This is a genomic window from Pseudomonas mendocina, from assembly GCA_037482215.1.
GTDB classification, from domain to species: Bacteria; Pseudomonadota; Gammaproteobacteria; order Pseudomonadales; family Pseudomonadaceae; genus Aquipseudomonas; species Aquipseudomonas mendocina_E.
In genome coordinates, this window is the sequence record CP148074.1 from 1082023 (window position 1) to 1101524 (window position 19502).

Sequence of the window (19502 nt, forward strand, 5' to 3'; positions counted from 1 at the left end):
ATGGACTCACAATGACAAATCAGGCAGGCGCCCTTGCAGGCATAAAAGTTCTGGATCTGAGCCGCGTACTGGGTGGGCCATACTGTACCCAGGCACTCGCGGATCACGGTGCGGAAGTTATCAAACTGGAACCACCTGCAGGTGATGAAACACGGGCCTGGGGGCCTCCTTTTGAAGGCGACACAGCTGCCTATTTCCGGGGCGTGAATCGCAATAAGAAAGGTATCTCTATCGATCTCTCCACGGATCAGGGAAAGGACATCCTCCTGCACCTGCTTGCAGACGCCGACGTACTGGTGGAGAACTTCAAGCCCGGTACGTTAGAGCGCTGGGGGCTTGGTTACGAAGACGTGCTGAGTGTCCGCTTTCCAAAACTGATTCACTGTGCGATTTCCGGCTTCGGCCTGGACGGACCGCTTGGTGGCTTGCCAGGTTACGACGCGGCAATTCAAGCGATTGCCGGTCTTATGAGCGTCAATGGCGACAAAACCACCGGAGCGATGCGGGTAGGCTTGCCGATTGTGGATATGGTCACGGGGCTGAACGCAGTGACTGGAATTCTGCTGGCCCTGAATGAAAGGCAGCGCAGCGGCCGCGGGCAGTTTATCGACATCACCCTTTACGATTGCGGTGTCTCCCTGCTCCATCCGCATGTGCCGAATTACCTCGCTTCAGGCAAAGAGCCAGTGCTGACGGGCAATGCGCACCCCAACATCGCGCCTTATGACAGCTATGCAACAGGGAACGAGCCGATCTATCTGGCAGTGGGCAATGACCGTCAGTTTGCGATTCTATGTGACCACCTTGGCGCACCGGAACTGCCCCATGATGAGCGCTTTTCCAGCAACAGCCAGCGCTCAGTCAATCGCGCCGAGCTGAAGACGCAGCTTGAGCTGCATCTGCGTAAACATGAGGCTCAGGAACTTGCCAGCAGCCTGATCGGTAAGGGTGTTCCCTGCGGTGCGGTGGCAAGTGTGAAGTCAGTGATTGATCATCCCCACACAGAACATCGCAAGATGCTCTTGAAGATGGACGGTTATCGAGGCATTGCCTCGCCGGTAAAACTGTCACGAACACCCGCTGTTTATCGTTCGCTTCCACCGTCGCTGGGTGAACACACCTATGAAGTTCTGCGGGCCAACGGCTACACCGAATCAGCCCTGAAAACGCTGACGGATACCGGTGTCATCAAACCTGCCTAGCCCCACTTAATGACTTTTATTGCTACAACCGCACCACATTGCTGAGATTGTAATGGGGTGAACGAGGCCGATATGAACGATGCATGGATTATTGATGCGGTAAGAACCCCAATCGGTCGTTACGCAGGAGCGCTCAGCCAAGTCCGCACCGATGATTTGGGAGCCGTGCCAATCAAGGCACTGATGCAGCGCCAACCTTCACTAGACTGGAATGCTGTCGATGATGTGATTTATGGCTGTGCCAACCAGGCCGGGGAGGACAACCGCAATGTCGGGAGAATGTCCGGTTTGCTGGCCGGTTTACCAATCAGCGTTGGTGGCACAACGGTTAACCGTCTGTGTGGTTCCGGTATGGATGCGGTAGCGATGGCAGCACGGGCCATACGCTGCGCAGAAGCAGAGCTAATGATTGCTGGCGGCGTGGAGTCAATGTCCAGAGCCCCATTTGTGATGGGTAAAGCCGAACATGCGTTTTCGCGGCAAGCGGAAATCTTCGATACCACCATCGGCTGGCGATTCGTAAATCCCCTGATGCGAGCCCAGTACGGAATTGATTCAATGCCGGAAACGGCGGAGAACGTAGCTGAACACTATGGCGTAGCGCGGGCCGATCAGGATGCTTTCGCATTACGCAGCCAGGAAAAAGTCGCTGCGGCAATTGCCACTGGCAAGCTGGCTGAAGAAATTGTTCAGGTCGTTATAGCCCAACGCAAAGGGCCTGACATTGATGTGCGGGTCGACGAACACCCTCGTCCGACTACGCTGGAGCAGCTGAAGCGATTGCCTACTCCGTTCCGTCAGGGCGGAACAGTGACAGCGGGCAACGCCTCCGGTGTCAACGATGGTGCTTGCGCCCTGCTGCTGGCCAGTTCTGACTCAGTCAAACGCTACGGCCTGAAAAAACGTGGCCGGATCGTAGCCTGCGCAACAGCGGGGGTTGAACCGCGGCTCATGGGAATCGGTCCTGTACCCGCAGTACACAAGGTTCTGAAGCAGGCGGGACTGACACTGGAACAGATGGATGTCATTGAGCTGAATGAAGCATTTGCAGCCCAGAGCCTGGCCGTACTTCGCGAACTTGGCCTTAAAGATGACGACCCACGGGTAAACCCCAATGGCGGAGCAATCGCCCTGGGACACCCGCTGGGCATGAGTGGCGCACGCCTCATTACAACAGCTTTGTATGAACTAGAGCGGCAGAGCAAGCAATACGCACTATGCACCATGTGTATCGGTGTAGGGCAAGGTATTGCAGTGATTATTGAGATGATCTAAGGATAGATTACTACTCTACAACCTCTAGTTGATTATGAGCCTCAATTGTTGGCAAGTTCGACCAATACTCCCAATGCCATACTCATGTGCGGCACACCCCGTAGTGATCTACTAATTCCGGAAATTTTTTAGACAGATGATCGCTATGCAGAGGTGTTCGAAGAGCAAGCAACGACGTACCTTCGCACTTGGGCTCAAACCAGCTTGGCACTTGCTCGGGGCTATAGCCGCTCCGAGGCAGCCGGTCTCCTCATCGTAGGTGAAACCCTGCTGGTCTCAGGCCAGTCAGTTGCAGTAGGAGCGCGGGAGCACTACTCAGACGGCCAACGCCAGAGTAATAGACCACCCAAGAGCTCCGCCCCCTAATCGACTAGGTAGGGAAACTCTGAAGAAAAGTTTCAGAATTTGACAAAACATCCGGATTCTATCCACTGAGTTTCCCGATTAAGCAGATGACTTTCGCCGACCTCGAATACGCAGGTAAGCGCAAACTGACGCGTAAGGAGTTGTTCCTGATCGAGGTGGATCAGGTGGTGCCGAGGAAGGGCTTGGTTGCTTTAATTGACTCACCCTATTCAAAGGGAGAAGGCGGGCGTCCGGCGTATCCGCTTATGGCGATGCTATGCATCCATCTGATGCAAAACTGGTTCGCTATAGCGATTGTGCGAGGGAAGAAACGCTGTACGAGACCACCATCCACAACTTCCGTCGCCTCCTTGAAAAACACGAACTGGCTGCTGGGATTCTTGGCGTGATCAACGGCGACTTGGGTGGTGGTGGTCTATCGCTGCGCCAGGGCACTATCGTCGATGCCACGCTGATCCATGCGCCGAGTTCGACCAAGAATCAGGACGGCAAACGTGACCCGGAAATGCACCAGACCAAGATGGGCAACCAGTATTACTTCGGTATGAAGGCTCATATCGGTGTAGACGACGAATCGGGCTTGGTGCATAGCGTGGAGGGTACTGCTGCCAACGTGGCAGACGTTACTAGGTCGACAGACTGCTGCACGGCGAGGAAAACGTCGTGTGCGCGGACGCCAGTTACACCGGCGTGGAAAAACGCCCAGAACATGAAGGGTGGGACGTCGTTTGGCAATTTGCAGCCGCCGTAGCACGTATAAGAAGTTGAGCAAACGCAGTGTTTTGTGCAAAGCCAAGCTCAAAGCCGAGAAAGGCAAAGCACAAGTGCGCGCCAAGGTTGAGCACCCTTGGGCTATACCAAGGTGCGCATCCGAGGCTTGGTGACGTTGTTTGCGATATCAAATCTGTGGATGGCGCGACGGCATTTACTGGCAAGTGCAGGAGAGGTGCTCCCGTAACGCGGACAGCGGCCGCTGCGGGATGCTCGCCGCGTTCAAAATCTGCGAGGTTTGTAGTTGACTAGAAAAATGGACTACTCCAGACCATCCTTAAGGCAACATTGAAAATCACTTATATAAAATAGTATTTATAGATAAATACTGGTTTGGCTATATGGTATTGTCTATGCCTTAGCCTTGATTCGTTATGAATCGCCCCGGGTTTCGTGGAGGCCTCAACTCTTGAGAAGATGAGGCCATGAAAAAGACTACGACCTACTCCCCTGAAGTCCGTGAACGTGCCGTGCGCATGGTTCTGGAACACCTGAACGACTACCCCTCCGAGTGGGCCGCCATTGAAGCCATCGCGCCGAAGATTGGCTGTGCAGCGCAAACGTTGCATGGCTGGATTCGCCGCCATCAGACCGACGCAGGCCAGCGTCCAGGCCCGACCACCGAAGAGCGCGAACGCATCAAGGCGTTGGAGCGGGAGAACCGGGAATTGCGCAAGGCCAATGAAATTCTGCGTCTGGCCAGTGCGTATTTTGCCCAGGCGGAGCTCGACCGCCGCACCAAGTCCTGAGGGCTTTTGTCGATCAGTACCGTGACCGTCTCGGGGTCGAGTCGATCTGCCGTGTCTTGCAGATCGCCCCGTCCGGTTACCGCAGACATGCGGCCCAACTGCGCAATCCGGCACTGCGTTGTTGCCGTGCTCAGCGCGATGAGGCGTTGAGCTTGGAGATCCAGCGCGTGTGGGATACCAACATGCAGTGCTATGGCGCGGTGAAGGTTTGGAAGCAGTTACTGCGAGAGGGCCTCAAGGTCGCCAGATGTACGGTGGAGCGGCTAATGCGGCGAGCTGGGTTGCAGGGAATTAGGCGTGGCCAGGTTGTACGGACGACGGTGGCCGGCGACAAGTCGCTGTGTCCGCTGGATCGTGTCCAACGCCAGTTCCATGCTGAGCGCCCGAACCAGCTGTGGGTGTCGGATTTCACCTATGTCTCGACCTGGCAAGGCTGGCTGTACGTGGCGTTCGTGATTGACGTCTTTGCACGGCGCATCGTCGGCTGGCGAGTCAGTACCAGCATGAAGACCGACTTCGTGCTGGATGCCCTGGAGCAAGCGCTGTACGCCCGACAACCACATCGTATGGGTGGCCTGATTCACCATAGCGACCGTGGCAGTCAGTACGTCTCGATCCGCTATACCGAGCGGCTGGCAGAGGCCGGCATTGAGCCTTCGGTTGGCAGCAAGGGCGACAGCTACGACAACGCCTTGGCCGAGACTATCAACGGGCTGTACAAGGCTGAACTGATTTACCGGCAGTCATGGAAGAGTCGTGAAGCTGTTGAGATGGCGACCTTGAAATGGGTGCACTGGTACAACCACCAGCGGCTGTTGAGCTCAATCGGGTATATCCCGCCTGCGGAGGCTGAGGCAAACTTCCACCAGCAACAAGCAAGTCAGGCCATGGCGGCCTGACTTAAACGAAACGGCCTCCACGAAACCCGGGGCGATTCATTATTTCTTAAACGTGCACCAAGACTCCGGGCGTATAAGTTATCTATTTTTGTTTTGTTATTATTGGTCGGGTGAATGTTCGTCTCGTTGCTCAGTTTATTGCGAGGTGGCAGTGAAGGTTATTCTGTGTTGCGTATATGCATACAACTCTTATTTTTTGATATTGATAAATATATATTTCATTAGCCGTTTGTCCGGATCAGTTTCTTATGCTGAAGTGGCTTGTGCATTATCTAGTTGCTTGGCTGATCAATATCTATTGTTTAGGCGCAATAAAAAGTTTTCTTGGAACTTAGGTTCCGTAATCTGATGTGTTGCAACCTGCTGGAAGTCCGTGGTCGGCTCTTTCTGCATGGGCGGATGGCGCCGGACGCGCGATTTATGGAATTTCAAGGAGTGATCAAATGGGAATTTTCAAAGCGTTAACAAGCCCGGTTGCATTTGTCGTTGATCGTGTTCAGGACGTTACTCAGGCGACCGTTTCTGCTGTTGCAGATGTTGCGACAACCGCAGTTACTGCCACAGTTCAGGCAGGTCAGCAGGAGTTGAATGAGGCCGTCGCCTCGGTGAAATCATCGGTTGAAACGGTGCAGAACACGGTCGCAGGTGTGATCGACTATGCCGTAAATACAACTGAGTCTCTTGTCGGCGGAGCTGTGAGTACGGTGACTTCAGCGGTTGGTACGGCCACCACTGTAGCCTCTGATGTTCAGGAAATTGCCAGTGATTTGGCTAACGGCCGCATCGAGCTGACTGACTTCCAGAAACTGGTGGTCGATGCCTGGCAAGGGGCGGGCGCTACGTTCGACAACGCTCAGCAATTGAGTACGGACACGCTAGGTTTGTTGCAAACACTGTACAAGGTCGCTAACGAGGGCACGACCCTGAGCCTAGGTAACAGTGATGGTTTGCTCGGTGTGAATCTGCTTGGCTCTCTCTTAGGCGGTAATACCAGTCAGGGCGAGATTCCCGATACCCGGGGTTCAATCGGCCAGTTACCCATCAATATTACTTACACCGATCAGGGTATTACCTTTGGCGGTGAGACACCTATTACACCCCTGGTAACGGCTGCACTGGCGCTGTTTCCGGCTACAACTGCTCTGGTCCCGACGCTGGCGCCTCTCAATCTGGGGGGGCTTGGAGTGGTCGGCACCATTGATAAGGAGGGCTTCACTGCTAAGTTTTACGGGATCGCTGGCCCGAGCTACAACGTGGGCGTCGCTTCTGTTGGGAGCACTTTGGAGGCCGGCACCTATTCCACAGTGAATCTGTTGACCTGGAACGATAAGCCAATTGCTGATCTGCCGGTGCTGGGAGACATCCTTGGCAAGCTCCCAGTGATTGGCGATCTGAATGTTTCTCTGCCGCAGCTGGACCTGCACTTCGATAACAAACTCTACACACAAGCTACGGCCAGTGTTGATGTGCTCGGGGTGGGGCCGCAAGGTCAGGTTGAAGTGGTCACTGATCTGGATCACGACATCGGCATACTCCTCGGCATTGCCGGTAAAACCGCTGAAAGTGCACTGGACGGGGCTGCAAAAGTGGTTTCCGTAGCCTTGTTTGGACCCGAGGATTCGGCGGCACCGGCAGATGCAGCGGATGTGCAGCTGATCGGCGCGGCTGCTCCTGCTCAGGATCACGCGCTGGCTGCCTGACGGATAGGGCGTTCGGCACAAGGATGTGCTATCCACGTGACATGCATGACCTGAGAGAAATGTTGGCCAACATGGGAAAACCCGAATCCCCTCCGCGCAATGAAATAAAACAGGCATTGGTCGTCAGTCGCAGCGCTGTTCGCAGCGTTGCGGCGTTTTCCGGTGTCATCAACCTGCTGATGCTGGTGCCGTCGCTGTACATGCTGCAAATCTATGACCGAGTGCTGTCCTCAAGTAATGAAATGACCCTGTTGATGCTGACGCTGATGATGTTGGGCGTTTTTGTCTTCATGGGGTTATTGGAGGCTGTGCGCTCGTTTGTGATGGTTCGCATCAGCGAACACTTTGACCGTCAGCTGCATGGGCGCGTATTTACCGCTGCATTTGAACGAAATCTAAGGGCTGCCGGGCAGGAGGCAAGTCAGCCGTTGCATGATCTAACGACGTTGCGTCAATTCATTACCGGCCAGTCCTTATTCGCGTTTTTCGATGCGCCCTGGTTTCCGATTTATATTCTGGTGATCTTCCTGTTCGACCCGTGGCTAGGACTGTTTGCCCTGGTCGGAGCCCTGGCATTGATTGCATTGGCTTGGGTTAACGAACTGAGCACCGGCAAGCCGTTGGCTATGGCGGGCGAGTTATCGATCAAGGCCAATCAGATGGCCAGCAATAACCTGCGCAACGCAGAAGTCATTGAGGCCATGGGCATGCTCGGTAGCATGCGCTCGCGTTGGCAGCGTCTGCATCAAGCTTTTCTGGATCAGCAGAGTATTGCCAGTGAGCGTTCGGCACGTATCAGTACGCTCAGCAAATACCTGCGCATGGCGTTGCAGTCTCTGGTGCTGGGGCTGGGGGCTTGGCTGGCGATCGAGGGGCGGATCACGCCGGGGATGATGATTGCCGGTTCCATTTTGCTGGGTCGCGCGCTGGGGCCGATCGATCAACTCATTGGCGTCTGGAAGGCGCTGGGTGGCGCCCGCAACGCATACCGCCGTCTGACTTTGTTGCTGGAAATTGCGCCTGTGCGCAAGCAGCGTATGCCATTGCCTGCGCCACAGGGACAAGTACTGTTGGATTCAGTTGATGTCAGTGCGCCGGGCAGTGATGTGCGTTCCTTGCGAGGCCTTTCGCTGGCCATTCCCGCAGGTTCCGTTGTAGGGGTTATTGGTGCGTCTGGCTCCGGTAAGTCGACCCTCGCTCGGGCTGTTCTGGGCATCTGGCCCGCGCGGAGTGGCACGGTCCGTCTGGATGGTGCGGATATCGATCAATACGACCGCGAGCAACTAGGCCCTTATCTGGGCTACTTGCCGCAGGACATCGAACTGTTCGCCGGTTCTGTGGCTGAAAACATTGCACGCTTCGGCACTGTTGACCCTGAAAAGGTGGTGAGGGCTGCCCAGATGGCCGGAGTGCATGAGCTGATTTTGCGTTTGCCTGAAGGCTACGACACCTTGCTTGGTGTGGGCGGCGCTGGGCTTTCTGGAGGGCAGCGCCAGCGAGTGGCCCTAGCGCGTGCGATTTACGGCTCGCCAAAACTCGTGGTGTTGGACGAGCCTAACTCCAACCTCGACGAGAGTGGTGAGCAGGCGCTGGTCGCCGCAATCCAGGCGTTAAAGAGCAACGGCTGTACGGTTCTTCTGATTACGCACCGTGCTGGAGTACTGGTGTGTGCGGATCGTTTGCTGGCGCTCAGTGGCGGACAGTTGAATCTCTATGGTGAGCGGGATCAGGTATTGCAAGCCTTGAAAAATCCACAGGGAGCTGCCGCTGCCAAGCCTACAGCTGATTATCGAGTGGCAGGTTATGGCGCATTGAAGGTCAACAACGCGCCGCATTAACACAGGAGTTAGGTGTTTGGACAAGGATGTCGTGGCCGCGAACCGGCCGGTAAAACGTGACGAAAATGCGTACGCCAGAATGGGCTGGCTGCTGGTGCTGTTGGGCTTTGGCGGGGCCTTGCTGTGGGCTACCCTGGCGCCTTTGGATCAGGGCGTATCGGTGTCCGCTACGGTGATCATATCTGGGCAGCGTAAATCCGTTCAGCATCCTACAGGCGGGGTTGTAAAAAACATCCTGGTGCATGACGGGCAGCGTGTCGAGGCGGGGGAAACGCTCATCCGCATGGATCCGGTTCAAGCGCAGGCCAGTGTCGACTCACTGACCAAGCAGTACATCAATGCTAGGTTTACTCAAGCCCGGCTGCGGGCCGAGTTTGATGGTGTCTCACAACTGGAAATTCCTGAGGGGCTTCAGGACGAAGTGCCAGGTGTGGTTCTGGGAGAGCTTCTGACGTTACAGCAGCACCTGTTGCGCAGTCGTCTGGCCTCATTGTGGGATGAACTGGCCGGTCTGAAAGCCAACGTCTCCGGTATGCGGGCACAACTGCAGGGGCTGCGTCTGACTGAAAGCAGCCTGCGCGAGCAGCAGCGGTTGTTGAACAGCCAGCTCAGCGGCTCGCGCGAGTTGGCGGAGGAGGGGTATTTACCGCGTAACCAGATGCTGGAGCAGGAGCGGCAGCTGGCCCAGGTTAATGCGCAGCTCTCTGAGAGCAGTGGCCGAATGGGGCAGTTGCTGCAGGGCATAGCTGAGGCACAGATGCGCATCAGTCAGCGTCAGGAAGATTACCGCAAGGAAGTGAGCGGTCAGTTGGCTGATGCGCAAGTCAATGCCAGCAGTCTGCGCGAGCAACTGGCGTCAGCCCGTTACGCTTTGCAGCTGACGGATGTGCGTGCACCGGTCAGTGGCTATGTGGCCGGTATGCGGGTGTTCACTGAGGGGGGGGTAATCAATCCGGGCGAGTTGCTGATGTACGTCGTACCCAATAGCGACAGCCTTGAGGTTGAAGGGCAACTGGCAGTGAACCTGATCGACAAGGTGCACAGCGGGCTGCCAGTGGAGATGCTCTTTACTGCCTTCAACCAAAGCAAAACACCAAGGGTTAGTGGTGCTGTGACCATGGTCAGTGCTGACCGTCTGGTGGATGAGCAGAATCGGCAGCCTTACTACGCTTTGCGTGCGCAGGTGGATGCACAGGGCATGAGCAAGCTCAACGGTGAGCAGATTCGCCCCGGCATGCCGGTGGAAATCTTCATCCGCACGGGGGAGCGCTCATTGCTCAACTACCTGTTCAAGCCTCTGTTCGACCGCGCTCACGTTGCGCTGACGGAGAGCTGAGCATGGGCACAAGAAAGTGGCTGATAAGTGCTTTAGGGGGCGTGCTTGCGCTGCTGCACGAGCACGTGTTTGCACTGGGGCTGATGGACAGTTATCACCTGGCGTTGGAAAACGATCCGGCTTATCAGAGCGTCATCGAAGCGCACAAAGCCGGTCAGCAAAACCGGGCGTTGGGTCGTGCTGCGCTGCTGCCTAGGCTGGTATACAGCTACAACCGCGGGCGTAGCTGGTCAGATGTCACCCAGGCCAATCCAAACGGAGCGGACTATAAAGAAAGTCGCAAATATGACAGCTATGCCTCCACACTGAGTTTGCAACAACCATTGTTCGACTACGAAGCTTACAGCCGCTATCGCAAAGGCGTAGCGCAAGCATTGTTGGCAGATGAGCAGTTCCGCAGTCAGAGTCAGGCTCTGCTGGTCAGTGTGCTGGAGGCATACACCGGGGCGTTGTTGGCCAAGGATCAGATTGAGTTGGCTCAGGCACAGATGCGTGCCTATCAGGAGCAGTTCAAACTCAACCAGCGCCAGTTTGAGACGGGTAACGGCACGCGCACTGACACCCTTGAAACCCAGGCTCGTTTTCATCTGGCTCAGGCTCAAGAAATTGAGGCGCGGGATAGTCAGGACAGTGCCCTGCGAGACCTGGAACGGTTGATTGGAGTGCCGCTTGAGATATCCGATCTGACACCGCTGGCAGAAGATTTTCAAATGCTTCCGTTGACGCCAGCCAACTACACCGCCTGGCGCGACCTGGCCATGGCGGAAAACCCGGAACTGGCGGCCATGCGCCATTCTATCGATGTAGCAGGTTTCGAACTGGAGCAGAACCGTGCGGGCTTCCTTCCCCGACTGGGCCTGTATGCCAGCACCGGGACAACTAAATCAGGGTCTGAAAACACCTATAACCAGCGCTACGAAACTGACAGCGTTGGCATACAGGTCAATGTCCCACTGTTCTCCGGTGGCGAAACCTTGGCTGCGACGCGCCAGGCTCGGCATCAAATGCAGAAGACCCGGTTCGACTTGGATGACAAGGTGCAGGAAGTGCTCAACCAAGTCCGCAAGATGTACAACCTGAGCACCAGCAGTGCCGCCAAAATCAAAGCCTATAAGTTGTCTGTTGAGTCGGCCAAGACACTGGTGACGGCAACCCGCAAGAGTATTGCCGCAGGTGTGCGGGTTAATCTCGATCTACTGAATGCCGAGCAGTCGCTGTACAACGCACTGAGCGAATTGTCCAAGGCGCGTTACGACTACCTGACTGCTTGGGCGCGTCTGCATTTTTATGCAGGTCTGCTCAGTGAGCAGAGTCTGGAGCAGATTGCGATGAGTTTTGGGGCGTCAGGTTAAAGTCGCGAATTTCCGCAGCAGGTTGGGCTAACAATAAATATCATCAGGTCTACGGCTCAGGCAGGGTTCGTAGGTTAGGTCCTAGATTCAGTGCTCTAAATGAATACCGTTAACCTGACTGTGACTCGTAATTGCTGCGTTTCAGTTGGCACCTACGAGCTCTAGTTGTCGCGCTGCGTGATTGCTCGTCAAGTAAGTCGCTGGTTTGCGTTACCATTCTCGTTTGCTTTCGATGTGGCTCAGGCGTTTCTGTCTGTGGCTCTGGCGCTTTTGGGGTGCCAGCGTGTCTAACTCAGCTCCGAGAATTACTGTGTCTCACGCTTTCATTAAGAACGCCCGAATCTATTTGTACATGCTTATGAGCTTGACCCTGGTAGGTTGCGCCGGGGTGAAGGTCAATACCATCCAAAATGACGACTACCTCAATCAACGTCGTGGGGATGTGCTCAGCACCGGTGAGCTCAGTACTTCGGCACGTACTAGCCTGCAGGTGGTTGGTATTAGCGATAAGCAGTGCCGGAAAAACTTGAGCCAATGCCGTGCCGCACTTGATCAGAACGGCGGCGTGGTTGATGAAGTGCGCCTGGCGGCGCTGTCTGAATTATGGCTGTTGGAAGGCCTAAAAGCTGGACGCACTATGCCGGCTGAGGTTCGCATCAACGCCTACTTGCAAAGCGCACGCTATGCCTTTGCCTACCTGTTTTTTACCGAGCGATCCACGGAACAGCGCGCGCTTGAGGATCGACAAACCCAAGTCCGGGACTATTACAACTTCGCGTCCCAGGAAGCGCTGACTCAATTGTTTGTTTTGTATAAAGGGCGGCCTCCACAAAGTGAAACTGGGGATGGTCGCTTTCGGATTCAGCTGGGTGAATGGACTATCCGCGGCACCATGAAAGGTGTGCGTCTGGCAGAAGGGCGACAGTTACCTAAAGAGTTGATCCCTGCTTCAGCTTTGTCATTTGCCGGTTTGCGTAACCAATATCGACGCGACGGCCTTGGTGCTGAGCTGGTAGCAGTGACGCGGGACCGCGTGATCAACAGCCACAGCGACAAGCAGCCCTGGAGTGAAACCCCGTTTCCGGCGCTGACGTCTGTCATCCGTTTCCCCGGCCGAACTCTGGACGCTGTGCTGAAGAGCAAAACGGCGATCCTGACAGGTTACGACCCCTATCGCACGTCGCATTTTAAAGTGGCAGGGCATGCGGTCCCCTTGGCTGCAAATTACACCTCGGGCTACGGCCTGTGGCTGGCACGTTCCGGCTTTGCCCGGCAGTCGTTGTTGACTCTAATCGGGCGCGGCGAAGTTCTCGAAACACCCCACGTGCATATGCTTCAGCCCTATGACCCTAACCGTCGAATCATCATCATGCTTCATGGCCTCGCCAGTAGCCCAGAGGCTTGGATCAATGTTGCCAATGAAGTACTCGGTGATGAGCAATTACGCAACCATTACCAGATCTGGCAGGTCTATTACCCCACCAATCACCCTATTGCCTTCAATAACCGGGCGGTGCGCAGTGCGATTCAGAAAACACTGGAGCACTTCGATCCATCCGGAAATGCAAAAGCGAGTCACGACGTGGTGCTGATAGGGCACAGCATGGGGGGCGTCCTTTCTCGCTTGCTCGTTTCGTCTTCGGGGAATCAGATGTGGAATGGTTTTTTAGCCAAATACGCTCTTGATAAGACACGCAGTGAGAAAGCTCAGGCAAAGATTGGCCCCTATCTACAGTTTGAACCGATGCCTCAAGTAAGCCGGGCGATCTTTGCTGCTGCTCCACATCGGGGTACGCCCTTTGCGGAAAAACGCGTGTCACGCTGGGCCTCGGGCTTGGTCAAATTGCCATTTTCAGTGCTCGATCGCTTTGCCGAAATTGCGCAGGTGTTAGTTGACCCTAACTCCGCATCGCCGGTTGCGCTGAACCGTGGGTTTAACAGTATCGACAACCTCAGCAACCTTGATCCGTTCATCCGCGCCACGGCCGATTTACCGATTTCGCCGAAGGTCCACTATCACAGCATTATCGGTAACTACACGCCGGAAGTGCCCTTGTTGCGTAGTAACGACGGAGTTGTGCCCTACAGCAGTTCGCATTTGGACGGGGCGGAATCTGAAAAGGTGATCCCTTCTTGGCACAGTGTTCAGGAAACGCCTGAAGCGATTCTTGAAATCCGACGCATACTTCATGAACACCTGAAGGAGATTGCCGAGCGATGAATCTTGTTTTCACTTATTTCCTACCACGTGGGCTGTTGAGCCTGATCGTTCTGTTGTCTCTGCTTTGGGGCGCCGTTGCGCTGAATTACCGCTTGCCCCTGCCAGCTTTTGCCAGCTGGGTAATGATTGGTCTGTGGAGTGCCTGCGGCATTGGTGTGCTGTGGCTGCTGTGGGCGCGGCCGTTGCTGTGGGGGACGTTGGCCTTTGGGCTGCTTATGGGCGTGTTGCTGATCTGGTGGCACAGCCTGCAACCGTCCAACCAGCGTGTATGGGCAGATGATGTCGCGCAAATGACTCATGGTCGCGTTGAGGGCAATCAATTGCTGCTTGAAAACGTGCGCAACTTCAACTGGCGTAGTGATGAAGACTATGACGTACGTTGGGAAAGTCGCCGTTACGACCTGGATAAGCTGAAATCAATTGATTTGATCACTTCCTACTGGGGGATGCCCGCCATCGCTCATGTACTGGTCTCGTTCGGGTTTGAGGAGGGTCAGCATTTACTGTTTTCTGTAGAAATTCGTAAAGAAAAGTGGGAGGAATACTCGGAGGTAGGCGGTTTTTTCAAAGAGTTTGAACTAAGCATTGTGGCGACCGACGAGCGTGATGCGGTGCGTGTGCGAACCAATGTTCGGGGCGAGGATGTTTATCTGTATAGCCTCAATATGCCTGTAGAGGCGATGCGTGAACTGCTGCTGCAGTATGTCGAAAAGGCCAATGAACTTGTTGAGGTGCCGCGCTTCTACAACACCGTAACAGCCAACTGCACTACCATCGTCTATCACATGCTGCAGAACATTGTGGAAGGCCTTAAGTTCGACTATCGCCTTTTGTTGACCGGTTACTTGCCCGAGTACGTCGAGGAGTTGGGTGGTTTGCAACCAGGGTTTTCACTGGAGCAGTTACGTGAGGCAGGACGCATCACAGACCGGGCTAAGGCGGCTGATCAGTCAGCGGAGTTCTCTCGCCTGATTCGCCAAGGTGTACCCGGATGGACTGAGGGACAATGAGGCAGAGCTTAATGACGTAAGGCAGGTATAGAAACCGGGAAGTGCGAAAGCACCTCCCGGTTTTGCATTACTGGACTTTGACTTTCGACCAGTCGATACCGAGCGCTTTGGCAACACCTTTGCCATAGGCTGGATCAGCCTTGTAGCAGTTGACGATGTGACGTAGCTGGATGGCCTCCTCAGCACCGCCAACTTCCGCCGCAGTGTTATCGAACAACACCTGCTGCTGCGCCGGCGACATTAGGCGGAACAGCGCGCCCGGCTGGCTGTAATAATCATCATCATCCTCACGGAAGTTGAAGCGATCAGCCAGCGGGTCGATCTTCAGTGGAGGCTCTTTGAAGTCAGGCTGCTCCTGCCATTCGCCGTAGCTGTTGGGTTCATAGTGCAGGCGGCCTCCGTGGTTGCCGTCCACGCGCATGGCACCGTCACGGTGGTAGCTATGCACTGGGCAGCGTGGTTGGTTGACCGGAATTTGATGATGATTCACGCCCAATCGATAGCGTGCGGCGTCGCCGTAGCTGAACAGGCGCCCTTGCAGCATGCGGTCTGGCGAGAAACTAATCCCAGGCACCACGTTGGCCGGTGTAAAGGCCACTTGCTCGACGTCCTGGAAGTAGTTTTCCGGGTTGCGGTTGAGTACGAACTCACCGACTTCGATCAGCGGGTAATCGCCTTTTGGCCATACCTTGGTCAGATCGAATGGGTGGTAAGGGACTTTATCCGCATCCTCTTCCGGCATGATCTGAACATACATGGTCCACTTCGGATGGTCGCCACGCTCAATCGCTTCAAACAGGTCGCGCTGGGAGCTTTCACGGTCCTTGGCAATTATCTTCTCAGCTTCCTCGTTGGTGAGGTTTTTGATGCCTTGCTGAGTATGGAAATGGAATTTAACCCAGTAACGTTTGTTGTCTGAGCTGATGAAGCTGAACGTATGTGAACCGAAGCCATGCATGTGGCGGTAGCCGTCTGGGATACCGCGATCACTCATTACGATGGTGACCTGGTGCAGTGCTTCCGGCAGGCTGGTCCAGAAGTCCCAGTTGTTGTTGGCACTGCGCATATTGGTTTTAGGATCGCGTTTAACCGCGTGGTTCAAATCCGGGAATTTCAGCGGGTCGCGGAAGAAGAATACGGGGGTGTTGTTACCCACCAAGTCCCAGTTGCCTTCCTCGGTGTAAAAACGCATGGAAAAACCACGAATATCACGCTCGGCGTCAGCTGCACCGCGCTCGCCTGCCACCGTGGAGAAACGTACGAACATGTCGGTTTTTTTACCGACCTGAGAGAACAGTTTGGCTTTGGTGTATTGGCTGATGTCTTTGGTAACCGTGAACTCACCAAAGGCGCCAGAGCCTTTAGCATGCATGCGTCGCTCGGGGATTACTTCACGGTCAAAGTGTGCAAGTTTTTCCAGAAACCAGACGTCCTGCAACAACATGGGGCCGCGCTTGCCTGCCGTCATCGAGTCCTGGTTATCAGGAACTGGCGCGCCCGCCACTGTTGTCAGCTTGGGTTTGTCACTCATTGGCACATCCTCACTCATCAGAGCCCTTGTAGGGCTTGTGGTTATGGTTCCACGTCCCAGCCTAGTGCCAAAGGCTTAAGTTTTCTAATTTAGGGACGATGTTTCAGATGAGTGGGGCTGGTGGATTTTCGTGTTTTTTTTGTTTTTGGTGGTTATGACCACTGCCGATAAGAATAATCTGTAATGGAAAACACTGACTTTATCGCCGGGTAGGCGGCGGGAAGGTATGAGTGAATCTTTACTGCGCTGCCGTCGTTATCGCGCTTCGGCAGCGCAGGTGACGGTCAAATGCCCAATTCCAAATAGAGCTTGTAACCGATGGTTGAGAATACGATCAGGATGCCAGCGCTAATCATGCAAAGCCCTTTATTATCGTCCCGCTTGGCATAGCCTCCTAAAAGCAGGATGAATCCCGCCAGGAGCAGTCCGATCATAATTTCGAGTTCTCTCACCTGTATTTCCTCTCAGAGTAACTGCAGCTGCTAAGAGTGATCACACCCGTACAGCGATAAAGCGTAGTGCCTTTAACTGTAGAGGAACATGTTTCACTGTGGGCCAGATTGAGGCATGTCAACGCCGTGCACGAATGGCGAATAACTGCATCAATCGTGTGGATTTTGCTGGGCCTTAACCTGTCTGTCATTAAATCTCGTTAAAACGTTGCATTGCGTTGCGATACAACGCTGGAGCACGCCACATGCGAGCAGTTCTGCAAGCGTGACTGACAAAAGAGAATATGCAGCCTGCCTCCCTGTATGGGGGAATGGATACGCAGAGCTGCACCTGTTGAGGCCATAACCGCGATGAAGCTCACCCCGCAGGACTTCCACGACGCCATGGAAGCGCACGATAACGTATCGATAAATCCCTCCCGCAATCCCCACTTCAACAGCCTGACTAATCCTGCGCGTCGAAGCCTACTCAAGGGTGGTGTGGGGCTGGCGGCGTTGGTTTTTTTCGGTGGCAGTATGGGGATCAGCCGTGATGCCTTCGCCAGCACACTGCTGGGCTTTAAAGGTGTGCCGGTGCAGGTTGATCCGGCGTTCGACACAGTTGTGGTACCAGAGGGCTACAGCGCGGTACCGTTTTTCTCGTGGGGCGACCCGGTTGAGGCTGGGGCGCCACAGTGGAAGCCTGATGCCAGTGATGATTGGCAGGTGCAGGAGCGCCAGGCTGGGGATAACCACGATGGTATGGAGTTTTTTCCGTTCGAAGGGAGGCAAGACCACGGCCTGTTGGTGATGAACCACGAATACATCAATCCGCCGTTGCACCCGTCCAACCAGATTGATCAGTCGAAACCTCGCCCCTTGTCTGAGGTACGCAAGGAGCAGGCGGCACATGGCGTGTCGATTATTGAGGTTAGGAAAGATGCCAGCGGACAATGGCAGCGTGTCATGGACTCCCGTTATAACCGTCGCATCAGCACTCTGACGCCCATGCGTATTGCTGGGCCGCTGGCCGGGCACGACCAGATGAAGACTGCCGCGGATGAAACCGGTGAGCAGGTGTTCGGCACGCTTAATAACTGCGGCAGTGGTTTCACGCCATGGGGCACTTACCTGACCTGTGAAGAGAATTGGCACAATTACTTCATCAACCGCGATACGGCGGATTATGCCAAGCGGATTTCTCACAAGCGTTACGGCATGGCGTCTTCTGGCACGAGTAAAAACTATGCATGGGAGACGGCTGACCCACGGTTCAACGCCACGCCTGATCCTAAGCAGGCGCACGGCGGTTATGTAAACGAACCGCATCGCTTTGGCTGGATCGTCGAAATCGACCCGTTTGACCCCAGTTCTAAGCCTATTAAACGTACGGCCATGGGGCGTTTTTGCCATGAATCTGTGGCCCACATGCAGTTAGAAGATGGCAGCCTGGCGTTCTACTCAGGTGATGATTCGAAAGACGAGTACATCTATAAGTTCGTCCCCTCTAAACGTTTTGATGCGGCCAATCCGAAAGCCAATCGTAATTTGTTGGATGACGGTGTGTTGTACGTGGCCCGTTTTGATGCTGACGGCACAGGGCAGTGGTTAGCGCTGGTGCATGGCCAGAATGGCTTGATCGCTGACAATGGTTTTTCCTCGCAGGCAGAGGTGCTGCTGAATACCCGTGCGGCGGCTGATTTGGCAGGCGCGACACCAATGGACCGACCAGAGTGGGTCGCTGTCCATCCGCAAACCCGCGATGTCTACGTGACGCTGACCAATAACGATGGTCGCGGGAACAAAAAGCCGGTGGACAAAGCCAACCCCCGCCCACATAACCTGCACGGGCAAATCATTCGCTTCAGTGAACAAGGCGCCAAACCGGGCGCTACACAGTTCAAGTGGGAGTTGTTCCTGCTGGCAGGTGAGCAGATGGGGGCAAAGGATGCCCAAGGCAAGCCGGTTCCTGCGAACCTGATCGGCACCATCAATGGCGATATTTTCTCATCGCCCGATGGCTTGAACATCGATGAATTCGGTCGTATCTGGATTCAAACTGACTTCGATGACGAAGTGCCAGAAATGCAAGCCATGGGCTGCAATCAGCTGCTCTGTGCCGATCCCTCAACCCGCGAGGTTCGCCGCTTTTTGGTCGGACCTCGTGGCTGCGAAATTACCGGCCTGACGCGTAGTCCGGACAACCGCACGATGTGGATTAACGTGCAGCACCCTGGCATCAGCTACCCGGCCAGTGACGGCAAAACCCGCCCGCGTTCGACCACGGTGATAATTACTAAGAACGACGGCGGCATTATCGGCACTTGATCCATCCTGCCAGCCGCTTCCATTTCGCTGGACTAATGGGAGTGGCTGTGGCCGACGTGGCTGTGTTCTTCGGATGCGTCTACTTTTTCCAGAGCTGCGCTGCTCAACTGACGGACAATGCCGCAGCCTTCGGCATCCGTGGGGGCAGTGCAGCGTTCACGCAGCTCGCATAACTGCTGGTGCAGGGCTTGCAGGCTATTGATTCTGGCCTCCACGTGTTGGATATGGGTATCGACCAGGCTATTGATGCCGATACAACTTTCATCAGGCAGGTTACGCAAGGCTTGCAGCTGCTGGATTTCCTCCAGGCTCATGTCCAGTGAGCGGCAATTGCGGATGAAGATGATCTGCTCCAGCTGTTCGGTGGTGTAGTCGCGGTAGTTAGCTTCTGTGCGAGAGGGTTTGGGCAGAAGCCCGATTCGCTCGTAATAGCGGATTGTTTCCACTTGGCAGCCCGCTTTTTTCGCCAGTTCCCCAATTTTCATCCCGTTTC

The 19502-nt window shown here is 55.0% G+C and carries 13 protein-coding genes, 1 pseudogene and 1 other annotated feature; of the genes and pseudogenes, 11 read left to right on the forward strand and 3 right to left on the reverse strand.

Going from position 1 to position 19502, the window contains the following annotated elements:
- Positions 1 to 11: 11 nt before the first annotated feature.
- From WG219_04890 to WG219_04935, 10 genes and pseudogenes are all read left to right on the forward strand, one after another.
- Positions 12 to 1202, forward strand: coding sequence for a CaiB/BaiF CoA-transferase family protein (locus WG219_04890; GenBank protein WXL26820.1), 1191 nt, complete (start codon positions 12 to 14; stop codon positions 1200 to 1202).
- 72 nt (positions 1203 to 1274) lie between these two features.
- Positions 1275 to 2477, forward strand: a complete 1203-nt coding sequence (pcaF, locus tag WG219_04895) for a 3-oxoadipyl-CoA thiolase (GenBank protein ID WXL26821.1) — start codon at positions 1275 to 1277, stop codon at positions 2475 to 2477.
- A gap of 443 nt (positions 2478 to 2920) precedes the next feature.
- Positions 2921 to 3801 (forward strand): annotated as a pseudogene (locus WG219_04900) (IS5 family transposase).
- Positions 3802 to 4039: 238 nt separating this feature from the next.
- Positions 4040 to 5262 (forward strand): IS3 family transposase gene (locus tag WG219_04905; protein WXL26822.1). Its coding sequence is split into 2 segments (ribosomal slippage): positions 4040 to 4325 and positions 4325 to 5262, totalling 1224 coding nucleotides; the frame shifts between segments, so codons are not numbered across the junction.
- Positions 4318 to 4434 (forward strand) — a sequence feature (AL1L pseudoknot). It overlaps the preceding gene by 117 nt.
- 443 nt (positions 5263 to 5705) lie before the next feature.
- Positions 5706 to 6962, forward strand: coding sequence for a hypothetical protein (locus WG219_04910; GenBank protein WXL26823.1), 1257 nt, complete (start codon positions 5706 to 5708; stop codon positions 6960 to 6962).
- Positions 6963 to 7033: 71 nt separating this feature from the next.
- Positions 7034 to 8800 (forward strand): type I secretion system permease/ATPase, encoded by a 1767-nt coding sequence (locus WG219_04915; protein WXL26824.1) that lies wholly within the window; start codon positions 7034 to 7036, stop codon positions 8798 to 8800.
- A 79-nt stretch (positions 8801 to 8879) separates the two neighbouring features.
- Complete coding sequence (locus tag WG219_04920) at positions 8880 to 10136, forward strand: HlyD family type I secretion periplasmic adaptor subunit (protein ID WXL27938.1); 1257 nt, start codon at positions 8880 to 8882, stop codon at positions 10134 to 10136.
- An 83-nt stretch (positions 10137 to 10219) separates the two neighbouring features.
- Entirely contained in the window at positions 10220 to 11488 is a 1269-nt protein-coding gene (locus tag WG219_04925) for a TolC family outer membrane protein (GenBank protein WXL27939.1), read from the forward strand.
- 358 nt (positions 11489 to 11846) lie between these two features.
- Positions 11847 to 13709: an alpha/beta fold hydrolase gene (locus tag WG219_04930; protein WXL26825.1), complete on the forward strand. Its 1863-nt coding sequence runs from the start codon at positions 11847 to 11849 to the stop codon at positions 13707 to 13709.
- Positions 13706 to 14719 carry a DUF4105 domain-containing protein gene (locus tag WG219_04935; protein WXL26826.1) on the forward strand — a complete coding sequence of 338 codons (1014 nt, stop codon included), beginning with the start codon at positions 13706 to 13708 and terminating at the stop codon, positions 14717 to 14719. Before WG219_04930 ends, WG219_04935 begins: the two co-directional genes overlap by 4 nt.
- Before the next feature lie 67 nt (positions 14720 to 14786).
- Here WG219_04935 and WG219_04940 read toward each other — a convergent pair whose 3' ends face one another.
- Positions 14787 to 16250 (reverse strand): catalase, encoded by a 1464-nt coding sequence (locus WG219_04940; protein WXL26827.1) that lies wholly within the window; start codon positions 16248 to 16250, stop codon positions 14787 to 14789.
- A gap of 284 nt (positions 16251 to 16534) precedes the next feature.
- Complete coding sequence (locus tag WG219_04945) at positions 16535 to 16702, reverse strand: hypothetical protein (GenBank protein ID WXL26828.1); 168 nt, start codon at positions 16700 to 16702, stop codon at positions 16535 to 16537.
- 351 nt (positions 16703 to 17053) lie between these two features.
- On the opposite strand from WG219_04945, the gene WG219_04950 reads away from it, so the two are divergent.
- On the forward strand, positions 17054 to 19009 hold the full coding sequence (locus tag WG219_04950) for a PhoX family phosphatase (GenBank protein ID WXL26829.1): 1956 nt from the start codon (positions 17054 to 17056) through the stop codon (positions 19007 to 19009).
- 32 nt (positions 19010 to 19041) lie between these two features.
- Here WG219_04950 and cadR read toward each other — a convergent pair whose 3' ends face one another.
- Positions 19042 to 19494, reverse strand: a complete 453-nt coding sequence (cadR, locus tag WG219_04955; protein ID WXL26830.1) for a Cd(II)/Pb(II)-responsive transcriptional regulator — start codon at positions 19492 to 19494, stop codon at positions 19042 to 19044.
- Positions 19495 to 19502: the final 8 nt, after the last annotated feature.

Bases quoted from the DNA above. Each gene is read 5' to 3' on its own strand.
- pcaF (WXL26821.1), top strand. From the start codon at position 1,275: ATGAACGATGCATGGATTATTGATGCGGTAAGAACCCCAATCGGTCGT.
- WG219_04920 (WXL27938.1), top strand. From the start codon at position 8,880: ATGGGCTGGCTGCTGGTGCTGTTGGGCTTTGGCGGGGCCTTGCTGTGG.
- cadR (WXL26830.1), bottom strand. From the start codon at position 19,494: ATGAAAATTGGGGAACTGGCGAAAAAAGCGGGCTGCCAAGTGGAAACA.
- WG219_04915 (WXL26824.1), top strand. From the start codon at position 7,034: ATGGGAAAACCCGAATCCCCTCCGCGCAATGAAATAAAACAGGCATTG.
- WG219_04890 (WXL26820.1), top strand. From the start codon at position 12: ATGACAAATCAGGCAGGCGCCCTTGCAGGCATAAAAGTTCTGGATCTG.
- WG219_04950 (WXL26829.1), top strand. From the start codon at position 17,054: ATGAAGCTCACCCCGCAGGACTTCCACGACGCCATGGAAGCGCACGAT.
- WG219_04940 (WXL26827.1), bottom strand. From the start codon at position 16,250: ATGAGTGACAAACCCAAGCTGACAACAGTGGCGGGCGCGCCAGTTCCT.
- WG219_04935 (WXL26826.1), top strand. From the start codon at position 13,706: ATGAATCTTGTTTTCACTTATTTCCTACCACGTGGGCTGTTGAGCCTG.
- WG219_04925 (WXL27939.1), top strand. From the start codon at position 10,220: ATGGACAGTTATCACCTGGCGTTGGAAAACGATCCGGCTTATCAGAGC.
- WG219_04910 (WXL26823.1), top strand. From the start codon at position 5,706: ATGGGAATTTTCAAAGCGTTAACAAGCCCGGTTGCATTTGTCGTTGAT.
- WG219_04930 (WXL26825.1), top strand. From the start codon at position 11,847: ATGAGCTTGACCCTGGTAGGTTGCGCCGGGGTGAAGGTCAATACCATC.